At 69.4% G+C, this 19,665-nt stretch carries 18 protein-coding genes; 8 read left to right on the top strand and 10 right to left on the bottom strand.

The features are described from left to right. Positions 1-43 precede the first annotated feature (43 nt). Positions 44-1,078, bottom strand: coding sequence for a glycoside hydrolase family 5 protein (locus OG623_RS09095; protein WP_406145736.1), 1,035 nt, complete (start codon positions 1,076-1,078; stop codon positions 44-46). Between the two features lie 451 nt (positions 1,079-1,529). On the opposite strand from OG623_RS09095, the gene OG623_RS09090 reads away from it, so the two are divergent. After that, positions 1,530-2,828, top strand: coding sequence for a cation:proton antiporter (locus OG623_RS09090; protein ID WP_406145735.1), 1,299 nt, complete (start codon positions 1,530-1,532; stop codon positions 2,826-2,828). A gap of 51 nt (positions 2,829-2,879) precedes the next feature. On the opposite strand, the gene OG623_RS09085 is transcribed toward OG623_RS09090, so the two are convergent. Further along, positions 2,880-3,131 (bottom strand): DUF397 domain-containing protein, encoded by a 252-nt coding sequence (locus tag OG623_RS09085; protein ID WP_406145734.1) that lies wholly within the window; start codon positions 3,129-3,131, stop codon positions 2,880-2,882. Beyond that, positions 3,128-3,949, bottom strand: coding sequence for a helix-turn-helix domain-containing protein (locus OG623_RS09080; RefSeq protein WP_406145733.1), 822 nt, complete (start codon positions 3,947-3,949; stop codon positions 3,128-3,130). Before OG623_RS09080 ends, OG623_RS09085 begins: the two co-directional genes overlap by 4 nt. A gap of 112 nt (positions 3,950-4,061) precedes the next feature. Here OG623_RS09080 and OG623_RS09075 point away from each other — a divergent pair, with 112 nt between their 5' ends. The 4 genes from OG623_RS09075 to OG623_RS09060 all read left to right on the top strand — a co-directional run bounded on the left by OG623_RS09075 (position 4,062) and on the right by OG623_RS09060 (position 7,773). After that, the gene (locus OG623_RS09075; protein ID WP_406145732.1) at positions 4,062-4,517 is read left to right on the top strand and encodes an ATP-binding protein; all 456 of its coding nucleotides are present in this window, start codon (positions 4,062-4,064) and stop codon (positions 4,515-4,517) included. 15 nt (positions 4,518-4,532) lie between these two features. Then, positions 4,533-5,570 (top strand): NAD(P)/FAD-dependent oxidoreductase, encoded by a 1,038-nt coding sequence (locus OG623_RS09070; protein WP_406145731.1) that lies wholly within the window; start codon positions 4,533-4,535, stop codon positions 5,568-5,570. After that, positions 5,567-6,202, top strand: coding sequence for an SAM-dependent methyltransferase (locus OG623_RS09065; protein WP_406145730.1), 636 nt, complete (start codon positions 5,567-5,569; stop codon positions 6,200-6,202). Before OG623_RS09070 ends, OG623_RS09065 begins: the two co-directional genes overlap by 4 nt. Before the next feature lie 86 nt (positions 6,203-6,288). Then, the gene (locus OG623_RS09060; protein ID WP_406145729.1) at positions 6,289-7,773 is read left to right on the top strand and encodes an ATP-binding protein; all 1,485 of its coding nucleotides are present in this window, start codon (positions 6,289-6,291) and stop codon (positions 7,771-7,773) included. 81 nt (positions 7,774-7,854) lie between these two features. On the opposite strand, the gene OG623_RS09055 is transcribed toward OG623_RS09060, so the two are convergent. After that, a complete protein-coding gene (locus OG623_RS09055; RefSeq protein WP_406145728.1) occupies positions 7,855-8,472 on the bottom strand; it encodes a YceI family protein in 618 nt (205 codons plus the stop codon). A gap of 192 nt (positions 8,473-8,664) precedes the next feature. Between OG623_RS09055 and OG623_RS09050 the strand changes: the two genes are divergently transcribed. Then, positions 8,665-9,189, top strand: a complete 525-nt coding sequence (locus OG623_RS09050) for a hypothetical protein (protein WP_406145727.1) — start codon at positions 8,665-8,667, stop codon at positions 9,187-9,189. 4 nt (positions 9,190-9,193) lie between these two features. Here the strand turns inward: OG623_RS09050 and OG623_RS09045 are convergent, their stop codons facing one another. Further along, positions 9,194-10,525, bottom strand: a complete 1,332-nt coding sequence (locus tag OG623_RS09045; protein WP_406145726.1) for an amidohydrolase family protein — start codon at positions 10,523-10,525, stop codon at positions 9,194-9,196. Positions 10,526-10,705: 180 nt separating this feature from the next. Next, positions 10,706-11,917, bottom strand: a complete 1,212-nt coding sequence (locus OG623_RS09040) for a glycoside hydrolase family 64 protein (protein ID WP_406151747.1) — start codon at positions 11,915-11,917, stop codon at positions 10,706-10,708. A gap of 557 nt (positions 11,918-12,474) precedes the next feature. Between OG623_RS09040 and OG623_RS09035 the strand changes: the two genes are divergently transcribed. Both OG623_RS09035 and OG623_RS09030 read left to right on the top strand, forming a co-directional pair. Further along, the gene (locus OG623_RS09035; RefSeq protein WP_406145725.1) at positions 12,475-14,058 is read left to right on the top strand and encodes an acyl-CoA carboxylase subunit beta; all 1,584 of its coding nucleotides are present in this window, start codon (positions 12,475-12,477) and stop codon (positions 14,056-14,058) included. 66 nt (positions 14,059-14,124) lie between these two features. Beyond that, complete coding sequence (locus OG623_RS09030) at positions 14,125-14,328, top strand: acyl-CoA carboxylase subunit epsilon (RefSeq protein ID WP_406145724.1); 204 nt, start codon at positions 14,125-14,127, stop codon at positions 14,326-14,328. 114 nt (positions 14,329-14,442) lie between these two features. Here OG623_RS09030 and OG623_RS09025 read toward each other — a convergent pair whose 3' ends face one another. From OG623_RS09025 to OG623_RS09010, 4 genes are all read right to left on the bottom strand, one after another. Further along, positions 14,443-15,024 (bottom strand): ATP/GTP-binding protein, encoded by a 582-nt coding sequence (locus OG623_RS09025; protein ID WP_362891230.1) that lies wholly within the window; start codon positions 15,022-15,024, stop codon positions 14,443-14,445. Continuing rightward, positions 15,005-15,667 (bottom strand): DUF742 domain-containing protein, encoded by a 663-nt coding sequence (locus tag OG623_RS09020; protein ID WP_406145723.1) that lies wholly within the window; start codon positions 15,665-15,667, stop codon positions 15,005-15,007. Before OG623_RS09020 ends, OG623_RS09025 begins: the two co-directional genes overlap by 20 nt. 87 nt (positions 15,668-15,754) lie before the next feature. Continuing rightward, complete coding sequence (locus tag OG623_RS09015) at positions 15,755-16,168, bottom strand: roadblock/LC7 domain-containing protein (RefSeq protein ID WP_006127847.1); 414 nt, start codon at positions 16,166-16,168, stop codon at positions 15,755-15,757. Between the two features lie 10 nt (positions 16,169-16,178). Continuing rightward, a complete protein-coding gene (locus tag OG623_RS09010) occupies positions 16,179-19,439 on the bottom strand; it encodes a nitrate- and nitrite sensing domain-containing protein (RefSeq protein ID WP_406145722.1) in 3,261 nt (1,086 codons plus the stop codon). Positions 19,440-19,665 lie beyond the last annotated feature (226 nt).

Below are 19,665 nucleotides of genomic sequence, written 5' to 3'. Positions count from 1 at the left end.
GTGGGGTTTGTGGGGTGTGGGGTGGCTTGCGGTTGGTCTCGGGTCAGCTGGTGGAGAAGCTGTCCGGGGTGCTGATCCGGTTCTTGAGCAGCTGGCCGGACTCGGTCAGCACGCCGTCGCTGCTGTAGTCGCCGCCGGCGCAGGTGCCGGGCTGGAACGCCGCACTGCCCTCGGGGGCATCGGAGTACGTCCAGTTCGCGTAGCTGATCTTCAGCTGGTCGAGCAGGTCGAGCCAGGCGTTGGTGCTCCCCTGGTCCACGTCCCCGTCGCCGGTGGCCTTCACTGTGCCGAACTCGGTGACGAACAGCGGAAGCTGCGAGGCGGCGCGGCTCACGGTCTCGCGGTAGGCGTCCGTGTGGCTCGCGGCGTAGAAGTGGAACGCGTACATGAGGTTGGTGGCGTCGACAGGATTGTTGACGACCTCGCTCTCGTCGGAGCCGTCCGAGACCCCCAGCGAGGACCAGCCGCGGGTGCCCACGATGACGACCGCGTCCGGGTCGGCGGCCCGGATCACCGGGATGACCTGCTCGGCGTAGTCCTTGATGGCCGACCAGCTCACGCCGTTGGGCTCATTGGCGATCTCGTAGATCACGTTGTTCTTGTCGGCGTTGCGGGCGGCGACCGACGCGAAGAACGTCTTCGCGTTGTCGATGTTGAAGTTGGGGTCGCCGGGGGTGAGGGTGTGGAAGTCGATCAGGGAGTACAGACCACGGGCCTCGGCCGCGTCGACGAGGTCGTTCACCTGGTTGGTGAAGCCCTCCGGGTCGGTCTCGTAGCCGTCCTCCTGTACGTACATGGCGACGCGCAGCAGGTCCGACTTCCAGTCGTTCGCCAACGCGTCCAGGGACGCGTCGTTGTAGCACTCGCTGAACCACTGGATGCCGTGCGTGCTCATGCCCCGGAGCTGAATGGGGTTGTCGTGCTCGTTGCACAGGTTCACGCCGCAGACGTGAAGCTGGCCGTTGATGTCGACGGGGGTGCCGTCGGCGGCGGATGCCGAGGCTTGGGTGGAGAGCGATGCTGCCGTGAGGCAGAGAATCGTCGCGCAGGTCGCCAGCAAGGCGCGTAGGTGTTTCATGCGTCCTCCTCGTGCTCGTGCGAAAGCGGAATCGGTGCGAGGGCAGGGGAGTGCGGATGGTGGGAGCGCTCCCATGGGCCATCGGGTCGAGACCGTACACGGCGTGCCGACGCGCGTACAGAGATACGGCAGGGTTCGGCGGGAGAGGAGTGGTGAGGAGTGGTGGGGGGAGTGGTGCGCCTCGCTTCCATATCTCTGCCGGTGTCTGGCTCCTGCCCGTGGGCAGGCTACCCAGGGCATCTCGATCAGTCCCTGGATAAATTGATGCAGGCGGTCAACCCCTGTTACCGGTAAGGGAGATGGTGCGCGACGGATATGGATGCGTGTGCCCTGTAATGGTGACCGAAAGTCGCTGCCGACCCCTCACGCCGAGCCTGCTTCGCAGCGGGGATCCTGTCCGGTCGTACTCTGCGCCCGGGGCTTCGGGAGGAGTCGCAACGTAGGAGACCGCATGACCACAGAACAGACCATTTCTCTGCTCTTCGGCCTCGCCGTGATGGTGATCCTGGCGCGGATGCTCGGTGCGCTGGCCCGGCGTCTTGGCCAGCCGGCCGTGATCGGTGAGGTCCTTGCGGGTATCGCGCTGGGTCCGACGCTCCTGGACGGGGCGATCTCCGACGCCCTCTTTCCGGCCTCCACCCGTCCCCTGCTCAGCGCCCTGGCCGCGGTGGGGGTGGCGGTCTTCATGTTCATCGTCGGGCTGGAGTGGGACGCGGCCATGATCCGGGGCAGCGGGCCCATCGCACCCAGCGTCTCGCTCAGCTCCATCGTCCTGCCTTTCGGCCTGGGCGCGCTCCTCGCTCTCTATCTGCTGGACAGTCATGGCACAGGCAATGACCTGGCGTTCGTTCTCTTCATGGGCATCGCCATGTCCATCACCGCATTCCCGGTGCTGGCCCGAATCCTGACCGACCGAGGCATGGCCCGTACCCCTCTGGGAGTGGTGGCGCTGGCCTGCGCCTCCATCGACGACGTCCTGGCCTGGTCGCTGCTCGCCGCCGTGGTCGCCATCAGCGGCTCCGCGGGTGCCGACCAGTGGCACATCCTGCTCGCCGTTCCCTACCTGCTGGCCATGCTCTTCGTCGTGCGCCCGTTCCTGCGCCGGGCAGCGGAACGCCGTGCCGGGCTCGGGATCACGCCTGCCATCCTCGCCTTCGTGCTCGCCGGACTGCTGCTGTCTGCGGCTGCCACCGAATGGCTGGGCCTGCACTACATCTTCGGGGCGTTCCTCTTCGGCGTCGTGCTCCCCCGCGCAGGCACCGAGCGGCTTCGGCGTGACGTGCATGAACGCCTGGGCGACATGAGCGGCACCCTGCTCCTGCCGATCTTCTTCCTGGTCGCCGGCCTCAAGGTCGACCTGTCCGGAGTCGGCATCGGAGGACTCGGCGATCTCGGGCTGATCCTCCTGGTGGCCGTCGGCGGGAAGTTCCTGGGGGCGTACGCCGCCGCCCGCCTCAACCGGATGCCCCTACGGCAGTCGGCCGCGCTGGCCACCCTCATGAACACCCGAGGCCTCACCGAACTCATTGTGCTGAACGTGGGCCTCCAACTCGGCTTCCTGGGGCAGGACCTCTACTCGCTCATGGTCGTCATGGCCGTGGTCACGACAGCCATGGCGGGGCCGCTGCTGACCCGGCTCCTGGGGCGTCCCGCTGCCCGGGACGCCGAGGATCCGGACGACGTCGCGGACGTCTATCTCCTCAAACCCGTCAAGGCCACAGCCGACCGTGCGCAAGGCCCTGCCGCCTAGCGGGCCGCCACGCCCGGCGGGCCGGTGGCTCGGGGGCGTGGGCGCGGTAGCTCAGGCGCCGGCGCGGACGAACGCGGCCCAAGCGGCCGGGGGGACGGTGAGGACCGGGCCGTCGGTGACCTTGGAGTCGCGGATGTGTACGGCGGAGGGGTGGGCGGCGACCTCTACGCAGTTGCCGCCCTGGTCGCTGCTGTAGCTGGACTTGCGCCACTCGTAGGCGACCTCGATGCAGTCGCCGCCCTGGTCGCTGCTGTAGCTGGACTTGAACCACGAGAGATCCGTGCCGTGTACTGCGCGAGTCATGACTCTCCAAGCAGGTCGTCCAGTAGGCGCGCGCTGTTCTCGACGGAAAGCGCCTGCGAACGCAGCATCCCATATTTCTGTTGGAGGACACTGACGGTATCCGGATCGTCGTGCAGCACGCTGGTCAGTTGGGCCTCCACATAGGCCAAGTGATCGTGATCGGGCGTCTCCAGCAGAACCATCGGGCCCGCGAGACCAGCGTGTTTGGGGAGTCGCATGGGCATGATCTGCAGTCCGAGGAAGGGGAGTTCCATGCTCTGCCGCAGGTGCTGGATCTGCGCGCGGCCCATGGTGGAGTCTCCGATTTCGCTCCGCAGAATGCCCTCCTCCAGGATGAAGTGGAGCATCGGCCGTGGTCTGCGGTCGAGAAGTTTCTGCCGGTCGAGCCGGGCCGCGACCCACTCCTCCCGCTGCTCCTCTTCGAGTGGCGGATAGAGGCAGGAGAAGACGAAGCGCGCGTACTCCTCGGTCTGGAGGAGTCCAGGCACGACCTGAGTCTGGTACGACAGCAGCGTCACCGCCTCCTGCTCGTACTCAACGAAGTCCTGCGCGAACGCCGGGAACCGCTCCCTCTGCGGCACCTTCGCCACCGCGACCCGCAACACCCCCTTGGTTTCGAGCAGTTCGTCCAGCTGCGACGCGAAGTCCGCCTGGAGGGGCCTGCGCCCCTGTTCGATCGAGGCGATCGTGTCCTCGCCCACGCAGAACCGGTCGGCCAGTGAGGTCTGGGTGTGGCCGGCCGCGCGGCGGAACGCGGCGAGCTGGGCGCCGATCACATGCCAGGACGTGACCCGCTTGTTCCTCTTTGCCGAGTGCATGAAGTGCCTCTCCCCGTACGCGAACCCCGCCGGAACCGTCAGGGGTCGTACAAACGCGGTGTACGACCCGTCGCGGTGACCCACAGTAGCGACGTCCTGTGACAGTCGTCCTGTGAACGAATCAACACAACTCCCCGCCTTTCGTGAGGCGTTCTACCGCCGTGAGCGCAGGTCCGTGCCCCTCGTGCGCCAGTTCGTCCGTGAGGCGCTGCTCGACTGGATGTGCGAGGTGGACGTCGATGACGTGCTGCTCTGTGTGAGCGAACTCGCGACCAACGCGCTGGTCCATGGAGTCCCGCCCGGGAGGGGCTTTCGTGTGCAGCTCACCTGGGGCGGCGTGCTCCGGATCGAGGTGCACGACAGTGGCGGCGGCGTGGTCCCGGAGGGGGCGCCCGCCCGCTCCCTGTCTCCCGACGCGGAGGGTGGGCGGGGGCTCGCGCTGGTCGGGGCGCTCGCCGATGCGTGGGGGGTGGGGGAGCGGGACCCTGGGAAGATCGTGTGGTGCGAGTTTGCTGGTTCGGCAAGCGGGTTTGTCGAAAAAGCCTCCCGCGCGCACCATCTCCGGTAACAGGAGGTGTTCCGCATGAGTGAGAAGAACCAGCGGTACGACGTCGTGGTGATCGGTGGTGGAGCCGCCGGGCTGAGCGGGGCGCTCGCCCTGGCGCGGGCGCGGCGTTCCGTGCTCGTGATCGACGCGGGCAGCCCGCGCAACGCGCCGGCGTCCCATGTCCACAACTACCTGGGCAGGGAGGGCACCCCGCCCTCCGAGCTGCTGGCCATCGGCCGGGCCGAGGCGGCGGACTACGGCGCCGAGGTGGTCAGGGGCGAGGTCGTCTCGGCGGAGAAGGTGGCCGACGGGTTCCGGGTCGTACGGGAGGACGGGAGCGTCCTCCGGGCGCGTCGGCTGCTCGTGACCACCGGGATCGTCGACGAGCTGCCGGCCGTGGAGGGCCTGGCCGAGCGCTGGGGCAACGAGGTGCTGCACTGCCCGTACTGCCACGGCTGGGAGGTGCGGGACATGCCGGTCGGTGTTCTGGCGGCCAGTCCCATGGCCGTGCATCAGGCGCTGCTCTGGCGGCAGTGGACCGACGATGTGGTGCTGTTCCGTGATGGCCGGCCCGATTTCAGCGACGAGGAGTACGAGCGGCTGGCCGCTCGGGGTATCGCCGTGGTGGACGGCGAGGTCGCCGCGCTGGAGGTGGCGGACGACCGGCTCACCGGGGTGCGGCTGGCCGGGGGCACGGTGATCCCGCGCGAGGCGGTCGTGGTCCAGCCGCGCTTCACCGCGCGGTCGGCGGTCCTGGAGGGCCTCGGCCTGCGGCCCACCGAACTCACGGTGGGTGAGCATGTCGTCGGTTCGTACATCGAGTCCGATGCTGCGGGAGCGACCGCCGTGCCCGGGGTGTGGGTGGCCGGTAACGTCGCCGATCCCATGGGACAGGTCATCGGCGCGTCGGCCGCCGGGCTGAAGGCGGCTTCGGTGATCAACATGGACCTCGTCACCGACGACACCGACCGCGCGGTGGAGGCCCGCCGCGCGCCCTTCTCGGCCGAGGCCGAGCGCCAGGTCACCGAGCGTGTGCTCGGGGACCGCCGTCACGGACTTCAGGAGACACGATGACCACCGACAGCACCCGTACCGACGCCGAGATGTGGGACGACCGCTACCGCGAGAGCGACCGGATCTGGAGCGGAAACCCCAACGTCGTCCTGGTCAGGGAGGTGGAGGGCGTCGAGCCGGGACGCGCCCTCGACCTCGGGTGCGGCGAGGGCGCGGACGCGGTCTGGCTCGCACGGTCCGGCTGGCGGGTCACCGCCACCGACATCTCGCGCGTCGCCCTGGAGCGGGCGGAGGTCCATGCGGCCGACGCGGGGGTCGCGGACCGGGTCGACTGGCAGTGGCACGACCTGGGGGCCTCGTTCCCCGAGGGGGAGTACGACCTGGTCTCCGCCCAGTTCCTGCACTCGATGGGGGACCTGCCCCGCGAGCAGATCCTGCGCCGGGCCGCCGAGGCCGTCGCGCCCGGCGGCGTACTCCTGATCGTCGGGCACGCGGGCTTCCCGTCCTGGGAGCACGACCACGCGGACATGCACCTGCCCACGACGGACGAGGTGCTGGCATCCCTCGAACTGCCGGAAGGGGAGTGGGAGGTGCTGCTCAGCGAGGAGCACGAACGCATCCAGAACGACCCTGACGGCAACCCCACCACCCGCACGGACAACGCACTGAAGCTCCGCCGCGGAGTGCGGTGACCGGAGGGCGCTCGGATCGTTAACGGAAACGTACTTCTGAGAAGTACGTTTCCGTAACCGTACGTAGTGAGTGGTGGTGGACCCGTATGGACAGCCGTCCCCGCGCCTTTGCCAAGCCGGCCGACATGTTCGACCGGAACTGGGAGTGGAGTGAGCTGACCGCGTTCGCCACCGATCCAGGGCCCGAGGCGACGCTGGCCGTCGTGTCGGGCCGGCGGAGGCAGGGCAAGTCCTTTCTGCTCGACTCGCTGGCCCGAGCCGCCGGTGGCTTCTACTTCTGCGCGTACGAGGCGACCGAAGCGGAGTCCTTGCGCCGCTTCGGAGAGGAGTTGGGGCACTACACCGGGGCTGCTGCTCCGCTGCGCTTCGATCGCTGGGAGGAGTGCATCGACGCGCTGCTCGCGCTGGGTCGGGAGGGTCCCGTGCCGGTGGTGCTCGACGAGTTTCCCTATCTCGCCCGCTCCACTCCGTCCCTCCCCTCCATCGTCCAGGTCGCCTACGGTCCGCGTCGGCCCGAGCGGCTGGAGTCCCGTACGCGCCTGCTCCTGTGCGGCAGTTCCCTGGGGTTCATGGGCGGGCTGCTGAGCGGGACATCGCCGCTGCGGGGGAGGGCGAGCCTCGAACTCGTCGTGCACCCGCTCGACTTCCGGCAGGCCGCCGCCTTCTGGGGCATCGAGGATCCGCGCCTCGCGCTGCTCGTCCACAGCGTGGTGGGCGGTACGCCCGCCTATCGCAGGGAGTTCGTGCGTGAGGACGTCCCTGCCGGGATGGCCGACTTCGACGCCTGGGTGTGCCGGACGGCTCTGTCGCCCCGGTCCCCGCTGTACCGGGAAGCGAGGTATCTGCTGGCCGACGAGTCCGATCTGCGGGACCGGGCGCTCTACCACTCGGTGCTCGCCGCGCTGGCTTCCGGCAATGCCACGGCCGGCGGGATCGCCGGCTGCCTCGGCCGGCCCGCCGGTGATCTCACCCATCCCCTCACGGTGCTCCGGGACTGTGGTCTGGTACGGCGGGAAGTGGACGCCTTCCGCAGGAACCGCAGCGTCTACCGCATCGGTGAGCCGCTGATCGCGTTCGACCATGTGGTGTCGAGGACGACGCGGGCCCTGCTGGACCGAGGGCTGTCGGGGCAGGTCTGGGAGAGTTCGAGGGCCCGGTTCCGCTCGGCAGTCGTCGGTCCGCACTTCGAGCAGATCTGCCGGGAGTGGGTGTCGCACTTCGCGTCGCCGGAGACGTTCGGCGGCATGCCGATCGAGGTGTCGTACGGCACGGTCGCCGACCCGACGTCGCGTACGAGCCATGAGGTCGATGTGGTGGTAAGGGGCGCGGTCGGCCAGGACAACGGTGTGCTTCTGTCGCTCGGCGAGGCGAAGTGGGACCAGGTCATGGGGGAGGGGCACCTGGAGCGGCTGCGGCAGATCAAGGCGCTGCTCGCCGGGAGGGGTGTCGACACCACCGCGGTGCGGCTCGCCTGCTACAGCGGCGCCGGATTCACCGAGACCCTGCACGCTGCGGCGGCTGCCGGAGAAGTCGTCCTGGTCGACCTGCGACGGCTGTACGAGGGGGAGTGACAGGGCCCCGGCCGAGCGCCCGCCGTCTTTCCGGGAGGAGAGGCCGGCGGGCGCGCTCGGGGCAGGGGCTGGTGCCAGGGGTCAGGACTGCGGGGCGGCCTTGATCGCGGAGATGTCGAAGTTCAGCTTGATCTTGTCGCCGACCAGTACGCCGCCGGTCTCCAGCGCCGCGTTGTAGGTCAGGCCCCAGTCGGAGCGCAGGATCTCGGCGGTGCCCTCGAAGCCGACGCGCTGGTTGCCGTAGGGGTCGGTGGCGGTGCCGTTGAAGTCCAGGTCGATGGAGAGCGGGCGGGTGACGTCCTTGATCGTGAGGTCGCCGGTGATGCGGTAGCTCTCGCCGCCGAGCTGCTCGGCCGAAGTGGAGCGGAACGTCATCAGCGGGAACGTCTCGGCGTCGAAGAAGTCGCCGCTGACCAGGTGGCCGTCGCGGTCGGCGATGCCGGTGTCCACGCTCGCGATCTTGACGTCGATGGAGGCTGTGGAGGCGGCGGGGTCCGTGCCGTCCAGCGCGAGGGTGCCCTCGTGCTCGCCGAAGGAGCCCCGCACGTTGGTGACCATGGCGTGGCGCACGGTGAAGCCGATGCTGCTGTGCGCCGGGTCGATCGTGTAAGTGCCGGTCAGGGCGGCGAGCGCCGGGTCCACGGCGGCGGTGGCGGTGGTGGACGGGGCGTCGTTGTTCTTGCGGTTGAACAGAGCCATGGCTCCTCCTCGGGGATGTTGGTTTAACCTTCAACGACTTCGACTCTAGGCCTCTTTTGTTCAAACTTCAACATCTGGTCCATGGTCATCCCGGGTTCCGCCGAAAGGGGTATGTGAACCCCTGGCGGACGCGCGTAGAGCTGGGGCACTATCTTCCTGCCATCAATTGTCATGAGCAGGAGGACTCCCCCCATGCAGACCCGTCCCCGACTCCGCTCCGCACTCGCCGCTCTCGCCCTCGTGCTCGGCGCGCTCTTCGCGCCCGGCGTCGGCATCCTGGGCGGTGGCGCCACCGAGGCGCACGCCGCCACCAAGCTGACCCACTCCGAGGCGACCTCGCGCTTCACCTCGTCCGGTGTCACCTGGTCGTCATCGGGTGGCTGTTCCGACCGGAACGTCTCCACCTGCACGTCCTTCGACCAGCTGAACCTGGCCAGTGCCCAGGGCGCCCAGACCCTGAAGAGCGCCACGGGCTGCGCGCTCAACATCACCGGGGGCACCGAGACCGGGCACGCCGACGGCACGTACTCGCACTGGAACGGCTACAAGCTGGACTTCGGCAAGAGCACCTGCCTGACGAACTACGTGACGGGCGTGTTCACCTACATCGGGCAGCGCGGCGACGGCGCCGCGCAGTACCAGTCCGGCTCCGGCAACATCTACGCGGACGAGGGCAACCACTGGGACGTGACGTACTACAACTGCGGCGGCTGCTGACCGGTCAGGGGCAGAGGGCGGGCAGGACGCCGTCGCCGAGTACGCCGGCGCGGTCGACGGCGATCCGGCCCTCCTTCACCACGGCCAGGATGTGGGCGGACTCGCCCAGGGACGCGATGTCGGACAGGGGATCGACGTCCGTGACCACGAGATCGGCCGCCCTGCCCGCCACCAGGGTGCCGGTGACCTCGTCGACACCGCACAGCCGCGCGGCATCCCCCGTCGCCGCCACGATCGCCTCCATGGGGGTCAGGCCCGCGATGTCCACGAGCAGCCCCAGCTCCTGGAGGTTGCGGCCGTGTCCGACCGCCAGGCCGCTGTCGGTGCCCATCGCCATCCTGACTCCGGCCGACGCCGACCTGGCCACCGACTCCTGGGCGATCCGGTGCCAGCGCACCCCCTTCTCGTACGCCGACGGTGACGTGCGCGCCGGGTCCAGGTCCTGGGTCGTCTCCAGCAGTGTGGGCACCAGGTACTGGCCCCGCGCCACCATCTCCGCCCGCAGCTCGTCGTCCAGCGCGTAGCCGTGCTCGATGCTGGTCACACCGCCGTGGACGGCGGCCTCGATGCCGGGCCGTCCGATGGCGTGTGCGGCGACCGGCAGGCCGCCGTAGGCCTGGGCCTCCTCGACCGCCGCCCGGATCATCTCGGGGCGCAGCCCCAGCCACTCTGGCCGGTCGTGCGGGGAGGTCACGCCGCCGCTGCTGGCGAGCTTGACGCAGTCGGCGCCCGCGGCGACCAGGTCACGGACCCGGGCGCGCATGTCGTCGACGGAACCGACCAGGCTGCGCGGGCTCTCGGGGAAGGTCACCGCCACGGCGAGTCCGTCGATCCCTCCGGCGAGGGTGAAGTCGGCGTGGCCCGCCCGCTGGCTGATCATGGTCACCGAGACCAGCAGCCGGGGTCCGGGGATCCTCCGCTCCGCCACGGCCTGCCGGAAGCCCGCGTCCAGGCCCATCAGGTCCCGGGCGGTCGTCACCCCGTTCTCCAGGGTGACGCGCAACCGGTCCAGGACCTTCAGGGTCCGGTAGCTCGGCAGTTCGAGGAGGCCTTGCAGGGGATTGCCCGCAGGGCCCGGCAGGGCGAAGTGCACATGGGTGTCGATGAAGCCGGGGCACACCGTCCGGCCGCCCAGGTCCAGGCGCGTCGGCGGGCCGAGGTCCACGGGCAGCTGTGCGGCGGGGCCGGCCCAGCGGATGACGGACCCCTCGATCAGCAGTGCCGCGTCCGGTACGGGGGCGCTGCCGGTGCCGTCGATCAGGCGCAGACCGTGGAGGAGAACCGGACGGCCGGAGTCGCCGGAGTCGCCGGCCGGTGTTTCGTGAGGGGAGGGCATCTTGCCACGTTCCGCCGAGTGCGCCGCCGGTGCAGGCCTGACGGGGCCGTACGGGTGGAGGCCCGGCGTGGAGGACTCGGCCCTGGGTGACGCGGCCCGGAGGACGCGGCTGTGCCCGCCCGCCGGGAAGGTCGGCGGGCGGGCACAGGCATCACGGGGAGGAACGGGGGCGGGGAAGGGTCAGGAGCCCACGCTCACCGTGAAGCGCCGCGGGTTTCCGTCGTGGGCCGCACCCGACACGTCGGGCTCGCCGTCCGGGCGTACGTCGTCGTACGGGAAGGCGTAGCCGATCGGCGAGTTCGCGTGGACGACGCGCGACCAGTGGTTGGTCACCGCTTCCTTGTAGTAGTCGTCCACCGACGTGCCGTTCGGCTGGCTGGGGTGGCTCAGCATGATCGAGCGGTTGAAGCCCGCCGCGAGCCTGGCCAGCAGGGCCTTCTTGTCGTCCGAGTCGGCCGGGTCGTTCGTGAAGGGACCGTGGTTGCAGGTGAAGATGTCCTTCGACGTCGGCTTGACGAACGTGTGGCCGCCGTCGAAGGTCAGCGTGTCGCCGCTGACCCGGCCCGTCAGGGTGCCGCGGCCGCCCTGGAGGTCGATCTTCAGGTCGGTGGAGCTGTACTTCTCCCAGACCTCGTCGATCTGCGCGGTGAACAGATCGCGGAACGGCATCTCGTCCGGGCGGTCGAAGAACGGCGCCATGAGGTTCTGCGGCGAGATGACCCGCAGGACCTCCCCGTTGTCACCCCGGGTGATCAGCTCGTCCCAGGGCTGGCCGTCGGCGGCGGCCTGGGCCGTGAGGTCGTCGGCGATGCGCTGGACCGCGCCGTCCGGGAGAGGGGCCACGGTATGGCTCTCGTCGCCGTCCAGGGTCAGCCCGATCGGCAGGGCCGTCACCAGGTCGACGTAGCTGATGTTCGCGTACAGCTGCTCGGGATTGAAGGTGAACTCGCAGAACGACCAGGTCCTGCCGTAGTTCGGGTCGGTGGGCGTCGCGAAGGCCGGCTCGACCAGGGACGGGCCCGGGTTGACGTAGAAGTCCAGCTTGTCGTCGCGTACGAAGTAGACCCTCGCCCCGTACATCTGGGGCAGGGTCAGGACGACCGGGTCGCCGCCCGCGGCGTTCAGCGGGATGGCGCAGTCCACGGGCAGCGGGGTCTGCGCCTCGGCGGGGGACTCCGGGTGGTAGACGCTGCCGTCGGGCCGCAGCAGCACCCAGGCGTCCGTGCCCTGCTCGTGGCCGGTGACGTACGCGTGCACCGTGCCGGGCAACGAGCGGTTCTCCAGGGCCAGTTCGCAGGTCGCGGCGGCTGCCGACGTACGCGGGCTCAGGGAGCTGCCCCAGAGGGGGTAGGTGAGCGCGGTCGCGGAGGCGGCGGCGCCCGTCAGGAACATTCTGCGCGAAATCACGAAGGAACTCCCGAGGTGTGGGGGGTGGCAGACAGGGGACAGGAGTGGTGCGGGGAGGTGGAGCGGTGGGGCTGCCTGCGGTGCGACCACTCTCGCGATGCCTCCGGTGGGCGTCAAGAGTTAGGACTGAGAGCGCTCTCAAGAAACCACTGTTCTTCACAACTCGACGCCGCCCGGCGACGTTTGGCCACGCCTGGTCGATCATCGGGAGCGTGGAGTGAACAGGTAGTGAACGCGACGGCGAACGGTGGTCCGGCCATATGCGGGTACGGTCTTCCTGACTCCCGGGCCGGGGAGCCTCCGGGGCCATTTGCGGCGCCCCCGGGTCGCCCGCCCCGGTGGATCCGCGGCGTGGCGCGCGGAGCGCCGTGTGGCCGGGGCCACACTCTCCGCTTTGTTGGAGACCTACAACGCACACGCCCCTGGAGCTGGCAGATGGGATGCATGGTGCCCGGCTTCTGTCAGGTGCCACCAGGAAACCGGGCAGGAGACTGTCCGGTGTTGACGGCAGATTTGCGCGCCCGGGTTCGTAGGGTCGACGTATGACCGTTGTGGACGAAATCCCGGGCGAGCCGAGCGACACGCGTGGCCGGGTGGCCGAACTGCTGGCGCTGCGCGAGCAGGCCCGGCGTGGACCGAGCGACCGGGCGACCGAGGCACAGCACGCCAAGGGCAAGCTGACGGCACGGGAGCGCATCGAGCTGCTGCTGGACGAGGGATCGTTCAAGGAGGTCGAGCAGCTGCGCAGGCACCGGGCGACCGGTTTCGGCCTGGAGGCCAAGAAGCCGTACACCGACGGTGTCATCACCGGCTGGGGCACGGTCGACGGCCGGACGGTCTTCGTCTACGCGCACGACTTCCGGATCTTCGGCGGGGCGCTGGGCGAGGCGCACGCCACGAAGATCCACAAGATCATGGACATGGCCATCTCGGCCGGTGCCCCGCTGGTCTCGCTGAACGACGGCGCCGGCGCCCGTATCCAGGAGGGCGTCAGCGCGCTCGCCGGATACGGCGGGATCTTCCAGCGCAACACCCGGGCCTCCGGTGTCATCCCGCAGATCAGCGTGATGCTCGGCCCGTGCGCGGGCGGCGCGGCCTACAGCCCCGCCCTCACCGACTTCGTGTTCATGGTCCGCGAGACCTCGCAGATGTTCATCACAGGCCCTGACGTCGTCAAGGCGGTCACCGGCGAGGAGATCACCCAGAACGGCCTCGGCGGCGCCGATGTGCACGCCGAGACCTCGGGCGTCGCGCACTTCGCGTACGACGACGAGGAGACCTGCATCGCCGAGGTCCGCTATCTGATCGGGCTGCTCCCGTCGAACAACCGGGAGAACCCGCCCGTCGTGCCGAGCGACGACCCGGCCGACCGGCGCGGCGACGTCCTGCTCGACCTGGTCCCGGCCGACGGCAACCGCCCGTACGACATGCACAAGGTCATCGAGGAGCTCGTCGACGACGGCGACTTCCTGGAGGTCCACGAGCGCTGGGCCCGCAACATCGTCTGTGCCCTGGCCCGGCTCGACGGCCAGGTCGTCGGCATCGTGGCCAACCAGCCGCAGGCGCTGGCCGGTGTGCTGGACATCGAGGCGTCCGAGAAGGCCGCGCGATTCGTCCAGATGTGTGATGCCTTCAACATCCCCATCGTCACTCTCCTGGACGTACCCGGCTTCCTCCCCGGCGTCGATCAGGAGCACGGTGGGATCATTCGGCACGGCGCGAAGCTGCTCTACGCGTACTGCAACGCCACCGTGCCGAGGATCTCGCTGATCCTGCGCAAGGCCTACGGAGGCGCGTACATCGTCATGGACAGCCAGTCCATCGGCGCCGACCTCACCTACGCGTGGCCCACCAACGAGATCGCCGTGATGGGCGCCGAGGGCGCCGCCAACGTCATCTTCCGCCGTCAGATCGCCGACGCCGAGGACCCCGAAGCCATGCGGGCCCGCATGGTCAAGGAGTACAAGGCCGAGCTGATGCACCCCTACTACGCGGCCGAGCGCGGCCTGGTCGACGACGTCATCGACCCCGCCGAGACGCGCGAGGTACTGATCGCCTCGCTCGCCATGCTCCGCAACAAGCACGCCGACCTGCCGTCCCGCAAGCACGGCAACCCTCCGCAGTAGTCGCGGCCGCTGCGGCGACCCCGCCCGCGTACCGCGACCCATCTGCCCACGAAGACGGAGACATCCATGAGCGTCACCCCCGCCGATTCAGTTCTGCGTGTCGAGAAGGGCCAGGCCGGCCCCGAGGAGCTCGCCGCCATCACCGCGGTGCTGCTCGCCCGTGCGGCGGCCAGGACCGACGAGCCCGCCCACCGAGGCCGCAGCACCGCCGGATGGCGCCGACTGGAGCGCACCCCGGGATTCCGTGCCCCGCACAGCTGGCAGGGCTGACAGCGGCCGCACAGGCCGCTCCAAGGCCCACCAGGCCCGGCACGACGAAGGCCCCGTACTCCTCCGCCGAGGAATACGGGGCCTTCGCCGTGCGGCCGGGATGCGGCCGGGAAGTCAGCGCAGCCGGGCCATGAGTGCGTGCTCGACCAGGGTGATCAGGCCGCTCTTGGCGTCGGCGCGGTGCCGTGCGTCCGTGGTGAGGATCGGGGTGTCCGGCCCGATCTGGAGTGCTTCGCGTACTTCGTCGGGTGTGTAGGGCTGGTGTCCGTCGAAGCCGTTGAGGGCGATGACGAAGGGGAGGCCGCTGTTCTCGAAGTAGTCGACGGCGGGGAAGCAGTCGGCGAGGCGGCGGGTGTCGACGAGGACGACGGCGCCGATGGCGCCGCGGACCAGGTCGTCCCACATGAACCAGAAGCGGTCCTGTCCGGGGGTGCCGAACAGGTAGAGGATCAGGTCCTGGTCCAGGGTGATGCGTCCGAAGTCCATGGCCACCGTGGTGGTGGTCTTGTCCCCGGTGTGTGTCAGGTCGTCGATGCCCGCGGACGCGGACGTCATCACGGCTTCGGTGCGCAGCGGATTGATCTCCGAAACGGCACCGACAAACGTGGTCTTACCCACGCCGAAGCCCCCTGCCACCACGATCTTCGCCGAGGTAGTGGAGCGGGCCGCTCCGCCGCTAGAGCTTGCGAAGTCCACTGAGCACCCTTTCGAGCAGTGTCACATCTGGTTGGCCGCCGGCGGTCTCGTCGCCGCCGGGCTGATGGATAGCGACGAGTCCGGCCTCGGCCAGGTCGGCGACGAGGATCCGGGCAACGCCGAGGGGGATCGAGAGCAGGGCCGACACCTCGGCCACCGACTTGATCTCGATGCAGAGCCGGCAGATCCGCTGGTGCTCGGGCAGCTGCCCTTGCAGCCTGGCGGGATCTGCCGTGGTGCTGACCAGCGCCTCGATGGCGAGCTGGTACCGCGGCCGGGTCCTGCCGCCGGTCATGGCGTACGGACGGACCAGCGGGTTGTGCGCCGCGGGCTTGGCGGGCTGAGGGGCCTGCCGCTGCACGGGCTGGATGCGGGACGGCGGTGCCTCGTACCGCTGCGGCGGCTGGTGCTGCTGAGGCGGCTGCTGGTGATGAGGCTGCTGCGGCCACCCCGGGCCCGGCTGCTGCGGTGGCTGCTGCTGCCAACCGCCCTGCTGGGGCTGCTGGTAGGGCTGATACGGCTGGTAGGGCTCTTGCGGGCCCTGTCTGCCGGTCATGGAGGGGTTGTCGAAACGGTTGTCACCCTGCTCACCCGGAACCCGCTGACCGCCCTGGTACGGGTGTCCGCCTGTGGGTGCTGCCACGTTTCCTCCTCCGCCTGCGTTCGCCGTCCAGTGGTATCGCGACACCGCACCCTATGGCGCGGTGACGAGAAACGCACTGTCTGTCTATTAGTTAAGAAGACTTCCCTGGAGTTCGGCGCGGAGATCCGGGGTAAGGACACTTCCTGCACGGTCCACGAGAAGTGCCATTTCATACCCAACCAGGCCGATGTCGGCGTCCGGATGGGCAAGAACAGCGAGTGAAGATCCGTCAGAGATGGACATGATGAAGAGGAATCCTCGCTCCATCTCCACAACGGTCTGATTCACGGCGCCGCCTTCGAAGATCCGTGAAGCTCCCGCGGTGAGCGACGTCAGACCGGAGGCGACAGCCGCCAGCTGATCGGCGCGGTCGCGCGGGAAACCTTCGGACATCGCCAGCAGGAGTCCGTCGGCGGAGACCACCACCGTGTGCGACACCCCGGGGGTGTTGTCCACGAAGTTGGTGATCAACCAGTTGAGATTCTGCGCCGCCTGGCTCATCGGGCTCACACTAACGCTCCTGGTTGTAGGTATTACTTGTGTCCGACCCCGCGGTGCGTCCCCGCAGGACACCCCGGCGCAGGTTGCTCAACCTGCCCCGTACGTCCTCGGGTGCGCGGGAGACCTGTGGGCCGCCCTGCTGGGTCTGCTCCGCCGTGCCCTCGACCAGATTGGCCTTGGGCACGCGCCGGGGGAGTCCGGAAGGAGTGATCCCGCCCGCCTTCGGATCCCGGAGCTGCTCGGCCCGCTCCCAGCGCTCGTCGTTCGCCGAGCGCCAGTCGTCGGGGCTCTCCCCTTCGACCGGCTCCGCCTGCTGCTGCGGCTCTTCCTGCTGAGCCTGCGGCTGCTCCCGCTGCTCGGGCGCGGCGGGCCGGTCGTTTCCGCGACCGGTGGGCTGCCAGTGCTGCTGGCCCGCACCGCGCCGCGGGAGACCCGCGTCGGTCAGGTCGTGACCGGGGTTCGGGGTGGGCCCGGGGCGCTCGAAGCCTACGCGTTCCCGGGTCTGCGCGGGAGAGCTCGCGGCAGCCTCCGCCTCGGGCTGCGCCACGGGCTCGAAGGCCCCCTGGTAGCCGCCCTGTCCAGCCCAGTCGCCCTGGTGGGAGGGGCTGTCCTGCGAAGCGAAGGAGTCGGTGTACTGCTCCTGCCCGCCGTCCGGTGCGGCGTACGCGGCCTCCGTGTAACCGTTCCGGCCGTTCTGCTGCGGGTCCTGGTAGCCGTTCCCCGCGGCGTACGGGTCGTAGCCGCCTTCGTAACCGGGCTGCGTGAACTCCTGCTGGTCAGGGGCGAACTGCTCGGGGGCGTACTGCTGCTGCGCCTGCTCCTGGCCGAACTGCTGCTCCTGGCCGTACTGCTGCTCGGGCGCGTACTGCCCCTGGGCGTAGTCCTGCCGCTGTGCCGCGGCTTCCTCCTGGAACGCCGGACGCTCGCCGCCCGCCTGTGCCTCCAGCGCGGCCCGCCGCTCCTCACGCATGAGCGAACGGTTCACCGGGTCCAGCTGCGGGGAGTCCGCCACCGAGGTGTCGTACCGGGAGTCGTCGAAGCCGAGCTCCGCCGCCGTGCGCATCGGGAGCTGCTGCGGCATCGGGTCGAACGCCGGCTGTTGCTGCTGTTCGGGCATGATCGAGGAGACGGTGAAGTCGTCCTGCGCGATCCCCTCGCCACCGCCACCGTGGGTGATCGCGTCGGGCAGCATGACCAGCGACGTCGTGCCCGCCTGCTCGCCCGAGGGGCGCAGCTGGACGCGGATGCCGTGCCGGTCGGCCAGCCGGCCGACCACGAACAGGCCCATCCGCTGGGACACCGCGGCGTCCACGGTCGGCGGGTTGGCCAGCTTGTGGTTGATGTCCGCGAAGTCCTCGGCGGTGAGACCGATGCCCTTGTCGTGGATCTCGATCATGACGCGGCCGTCGGGCAGCCGGGTCGCGGTGACCCGCACCTTGGTCTGCGGCGAGGAGAACGTGGTGGCGTTCTCCAGCAGCTCGGCCAGCAGGTGCACGAGGTCGGTCACGGACTGGCCGTGGATGTCGGTCTCCGGCACCCCGGTGAGCTCGATGCGCTCGTAGGACTCCACCTCGGAGGAGGCGGCCCGCAGCACGTCGACCAGCGGCACCGGCTGGTTCCAGCGGCGGCCGGGCTCCTCGCCCGCGAGGACGAGGAGGTTCTCGCCGTTACGGCGCATACGTGTGGCCAGGTGGTCCAGCTTGAAGAGGCTCTCCAGCTGGTCCGGGTCGGCCTCGTTGTTCTCCAGGTCGGTGATGAGGGTCAGCTGGCCCTCGATGAGCGACTGGTTGCGGCGCGAGAGGTTGGTGAAGATCGCGTTGACGTTGCCCCGCAGCATGGCCTGCTCGGCGGCGAGCCGGACGGCCTCGCGGTGCACCTGGTCGAAGGCGCGGGCGACCTCGCCGATCTCGTCCTGGCTGTTGATCGGGATCGGCTGCACCCGGGTGTCCACCCGGCCGGGCTCGGTCCGCGACAGCTGGTCGACCAGCATCGGCAGCCGCTGCTCGGCGATGCCGAAGGCGGCCGTACGCAGCCGGCGCATCGAGCGGCTCATCTGGCGGGCCATGAGACCGGCGATGACGAAGGCCGCCAGCAGCGAGACGATCACGATCGCCGCGTTGGTGATGGCGTCGTTCCTGGCGTCGGTCGAGATCGCGGCGGCCTCGGCCACGGCCTTGTCGACCAGCTCGTTCTCGACGGTCGTGTAACCGTCGAACTTCGCGGTGGCCGCGGCCATCCAGGTCTCGGGGGTGATGCCCTTGGCCTTGAGCTCGTCGGGCTGCTTGCCCTGGCCGATCTGCTGGGCCATGCCGTCGAAGACGGAACCGTCGACGCTCGGCGGCGTCACGAAGGGCTTGCCCGAGGCCTTGGCCTGCGCCTTGGCGTCCTTGAGCTGCTCGGCACCCTCGGCGGCCTTGCCGGCCATGACCTCCTTGAGGCGGGCCGCGTCGGCCTCCGTACCACCGGAGACGAACTCACCGAGGGCGATCTGCTCCAGGTAGTTGTACGAGCTGAAGGCCGTCACCTGGCCGTTGAAGTTGCGCTCCTCCTGGCTCGGGCGCACCAGCAGATGCGTGCCGATCGAGCGCTGAAGCGATTCTGCTGCCTTGGCCAGCTCGATGGCGTACACGGTGCGGCCGTAGCTGGTGATGTTGCCGGTACCCAGGCCGAGCTCGTTGGAGAACTCCATCAGCGAGTGCTGGACCGAGGTGTAGCCCTCTTCCGTCTTCACCGGGTCCATGGCCTCGGCGTAGGCGGACTTACGCAGATCGGGGAGGAGAGGCTCCTCCGCCTTGAACAGCTTCAGACGGCGGTGGAGGCCCGCCTTGTCCGGCATGTTCTCCACGGCGGCGTCGAACTTCGCCGCGGCGGCGTCCGTGGTGGCCCGCACCTTCTCCACCTCGGCGGCGGTGCGTTCGTTGGACAGCAGAGGTACGGCGGTGAGGTCGCGCTCGTTCAGCAGTGCCTGTCCGTACGCCGCGGCGGCGCGGACGACGAGGGCTGTCTTCTCGGCCTCCTGGGCCTCGTTCCAGGTGTCGATCGACCCCTTCACCTGGAAGCCGCCCATGACCAGACCGACGAGGGCGGGGATCAGGAGGATCGCGTTCAGCCGGGTGGGCACCCGCCAGTTCCGCGGGGACAGCCGACTGGTGCTGCCACCTGCGGGTTCCGCCTCGGACGACGTGTCCGCGGGCGGGGGCAGCGCGGCGCGCGGCGGGGTGAAGTTGCCCCGCTCCGGCTGGGCCGCGGAGCCCTCGTTGCTTCGCCTCACTCGACCAACAACCTCTCGGCGTCGGCACCTACGTTGTGCCGGATTATCGTTCAGGGGCTGTACTACTAGGTAGTTCGAGGCATTGCAGCACGCGGACGGGTCGCGTTCCAAACAGTCGGAATGCGTGATTCCGGCTGTGACTCACGACAGATAAAACGGGCATAAAGAGCGAGCCCCGCCAAAAGGCGAGGCTCGTATGAGCGCAGCGATACCGAGCGTGTGCGTC

Source organism: Streptomyces sp. NBC_01012 (assembly GCF_045162755.1).
Lineage (GTDB): Bacteria > Actinomycetota > Actinomycetes > Streptomycetales > Streptomycetaceae > Streptomyces.
The sequence above is the reverse complement of the archived record's forward strand: the minus strand, read 5'-3'. Positions and strand labels throughout refer to the sequence as shown.

Coding starts and splice junctions, on each gene's coding strand:
- OG623_RS09095 (WP_406145736.1), bottom strand. CDS start 1,078: ATGAAACACCTACGCGCCTTGCTGGCGACCTGCGCGACGATTCTCTGC.
- OG623_RS09090 (WP_406145735.1), top strand. CDS start 1,530: ATGACCACAGAACAGACCATTTCTCTGCTCTTCGGCCTCGCCGTGATG.
- OG623_RS09085 (WP_406145734.1), bottom strand. CDS start 3,131: ATGACTCGCGCAGTACACGGCACGGATCTCTCGTGGTTCAAGTCCAGC.
- OG623_RS09080 (WP_406145733.1), bottom strand. CDS start 3,949: ATGCACTCGGCAAAGAGGAACAAGCGGGTCACGTCCTGGCATGTGATC.
- OG623_RS09070 (WP_406145731.1), top strand. CDS start 4,533: ATGAGTGAGAAGAACCAGCGGTACGACGTCGTGGTGATCGGTGGTGGA.
- OG623_RS09065 (WP_406145730.1), top strand. CDS start 5,567: ATGACCACCGACAGCACCCGTACCGACGCCGAGATGTGGGACGACCGC.
- OG623_RS09060 (WP_406145729.1), top strand. CDS start 6,289: ATGGACAGCCGTCCCCGCGCCTTTGCCAAGCCGGCCGACATGTTCGAC.
- OG623_RS09055 (WP_406145728.1), bottom strand. CDS start 8,472: ATGGCTCTGTTCAACCGCAAGAACAACGACGCCCCGTCCACCACCGCC.
- OG623_RS09050 (WP_406145727.1), top strand. CDS start 8,665: ATGCAGACCCGTCCCCGACTCCGCTCCGCACTCGCCGCTCTCGCCCTC.
- OG623_RS09045 (WP_406145726.1), bottom strand. CDS start 10,525: ATGCCCTCCCCTCACGAAACACCGGCCGGCGACTCCGGCGACTCCGGC.
- OG623_RS09040 (WP_406151747.1), bottom strand. CDS start 11,917: ATGTTCCTGACGGGCGCCGCCGCCTCCGCGACCGCGCTCACCTACCCC.
- OG623_RS09035 (WP_406145725.1), top strand. CDS start 12,475: ATGACCGTTGTGGACGAAATCCCGGGCGAGCCGAGCGACACGCGTGGC.
- OG623_RS09030 (WP_406145724.1), top strand. CDS start 14,125: ATGAGCGTCACCCCCGCCGATTCAGTTCTGCGTGTCGAGAAGGGCCAG.
- OG623_RS09015 (WP_006127847.1), bottom strand. CDS start 16,168: ATGAGCCAGGCGGCGCAGAATCTCAACTGGTTGATCACCAACTTCGTG.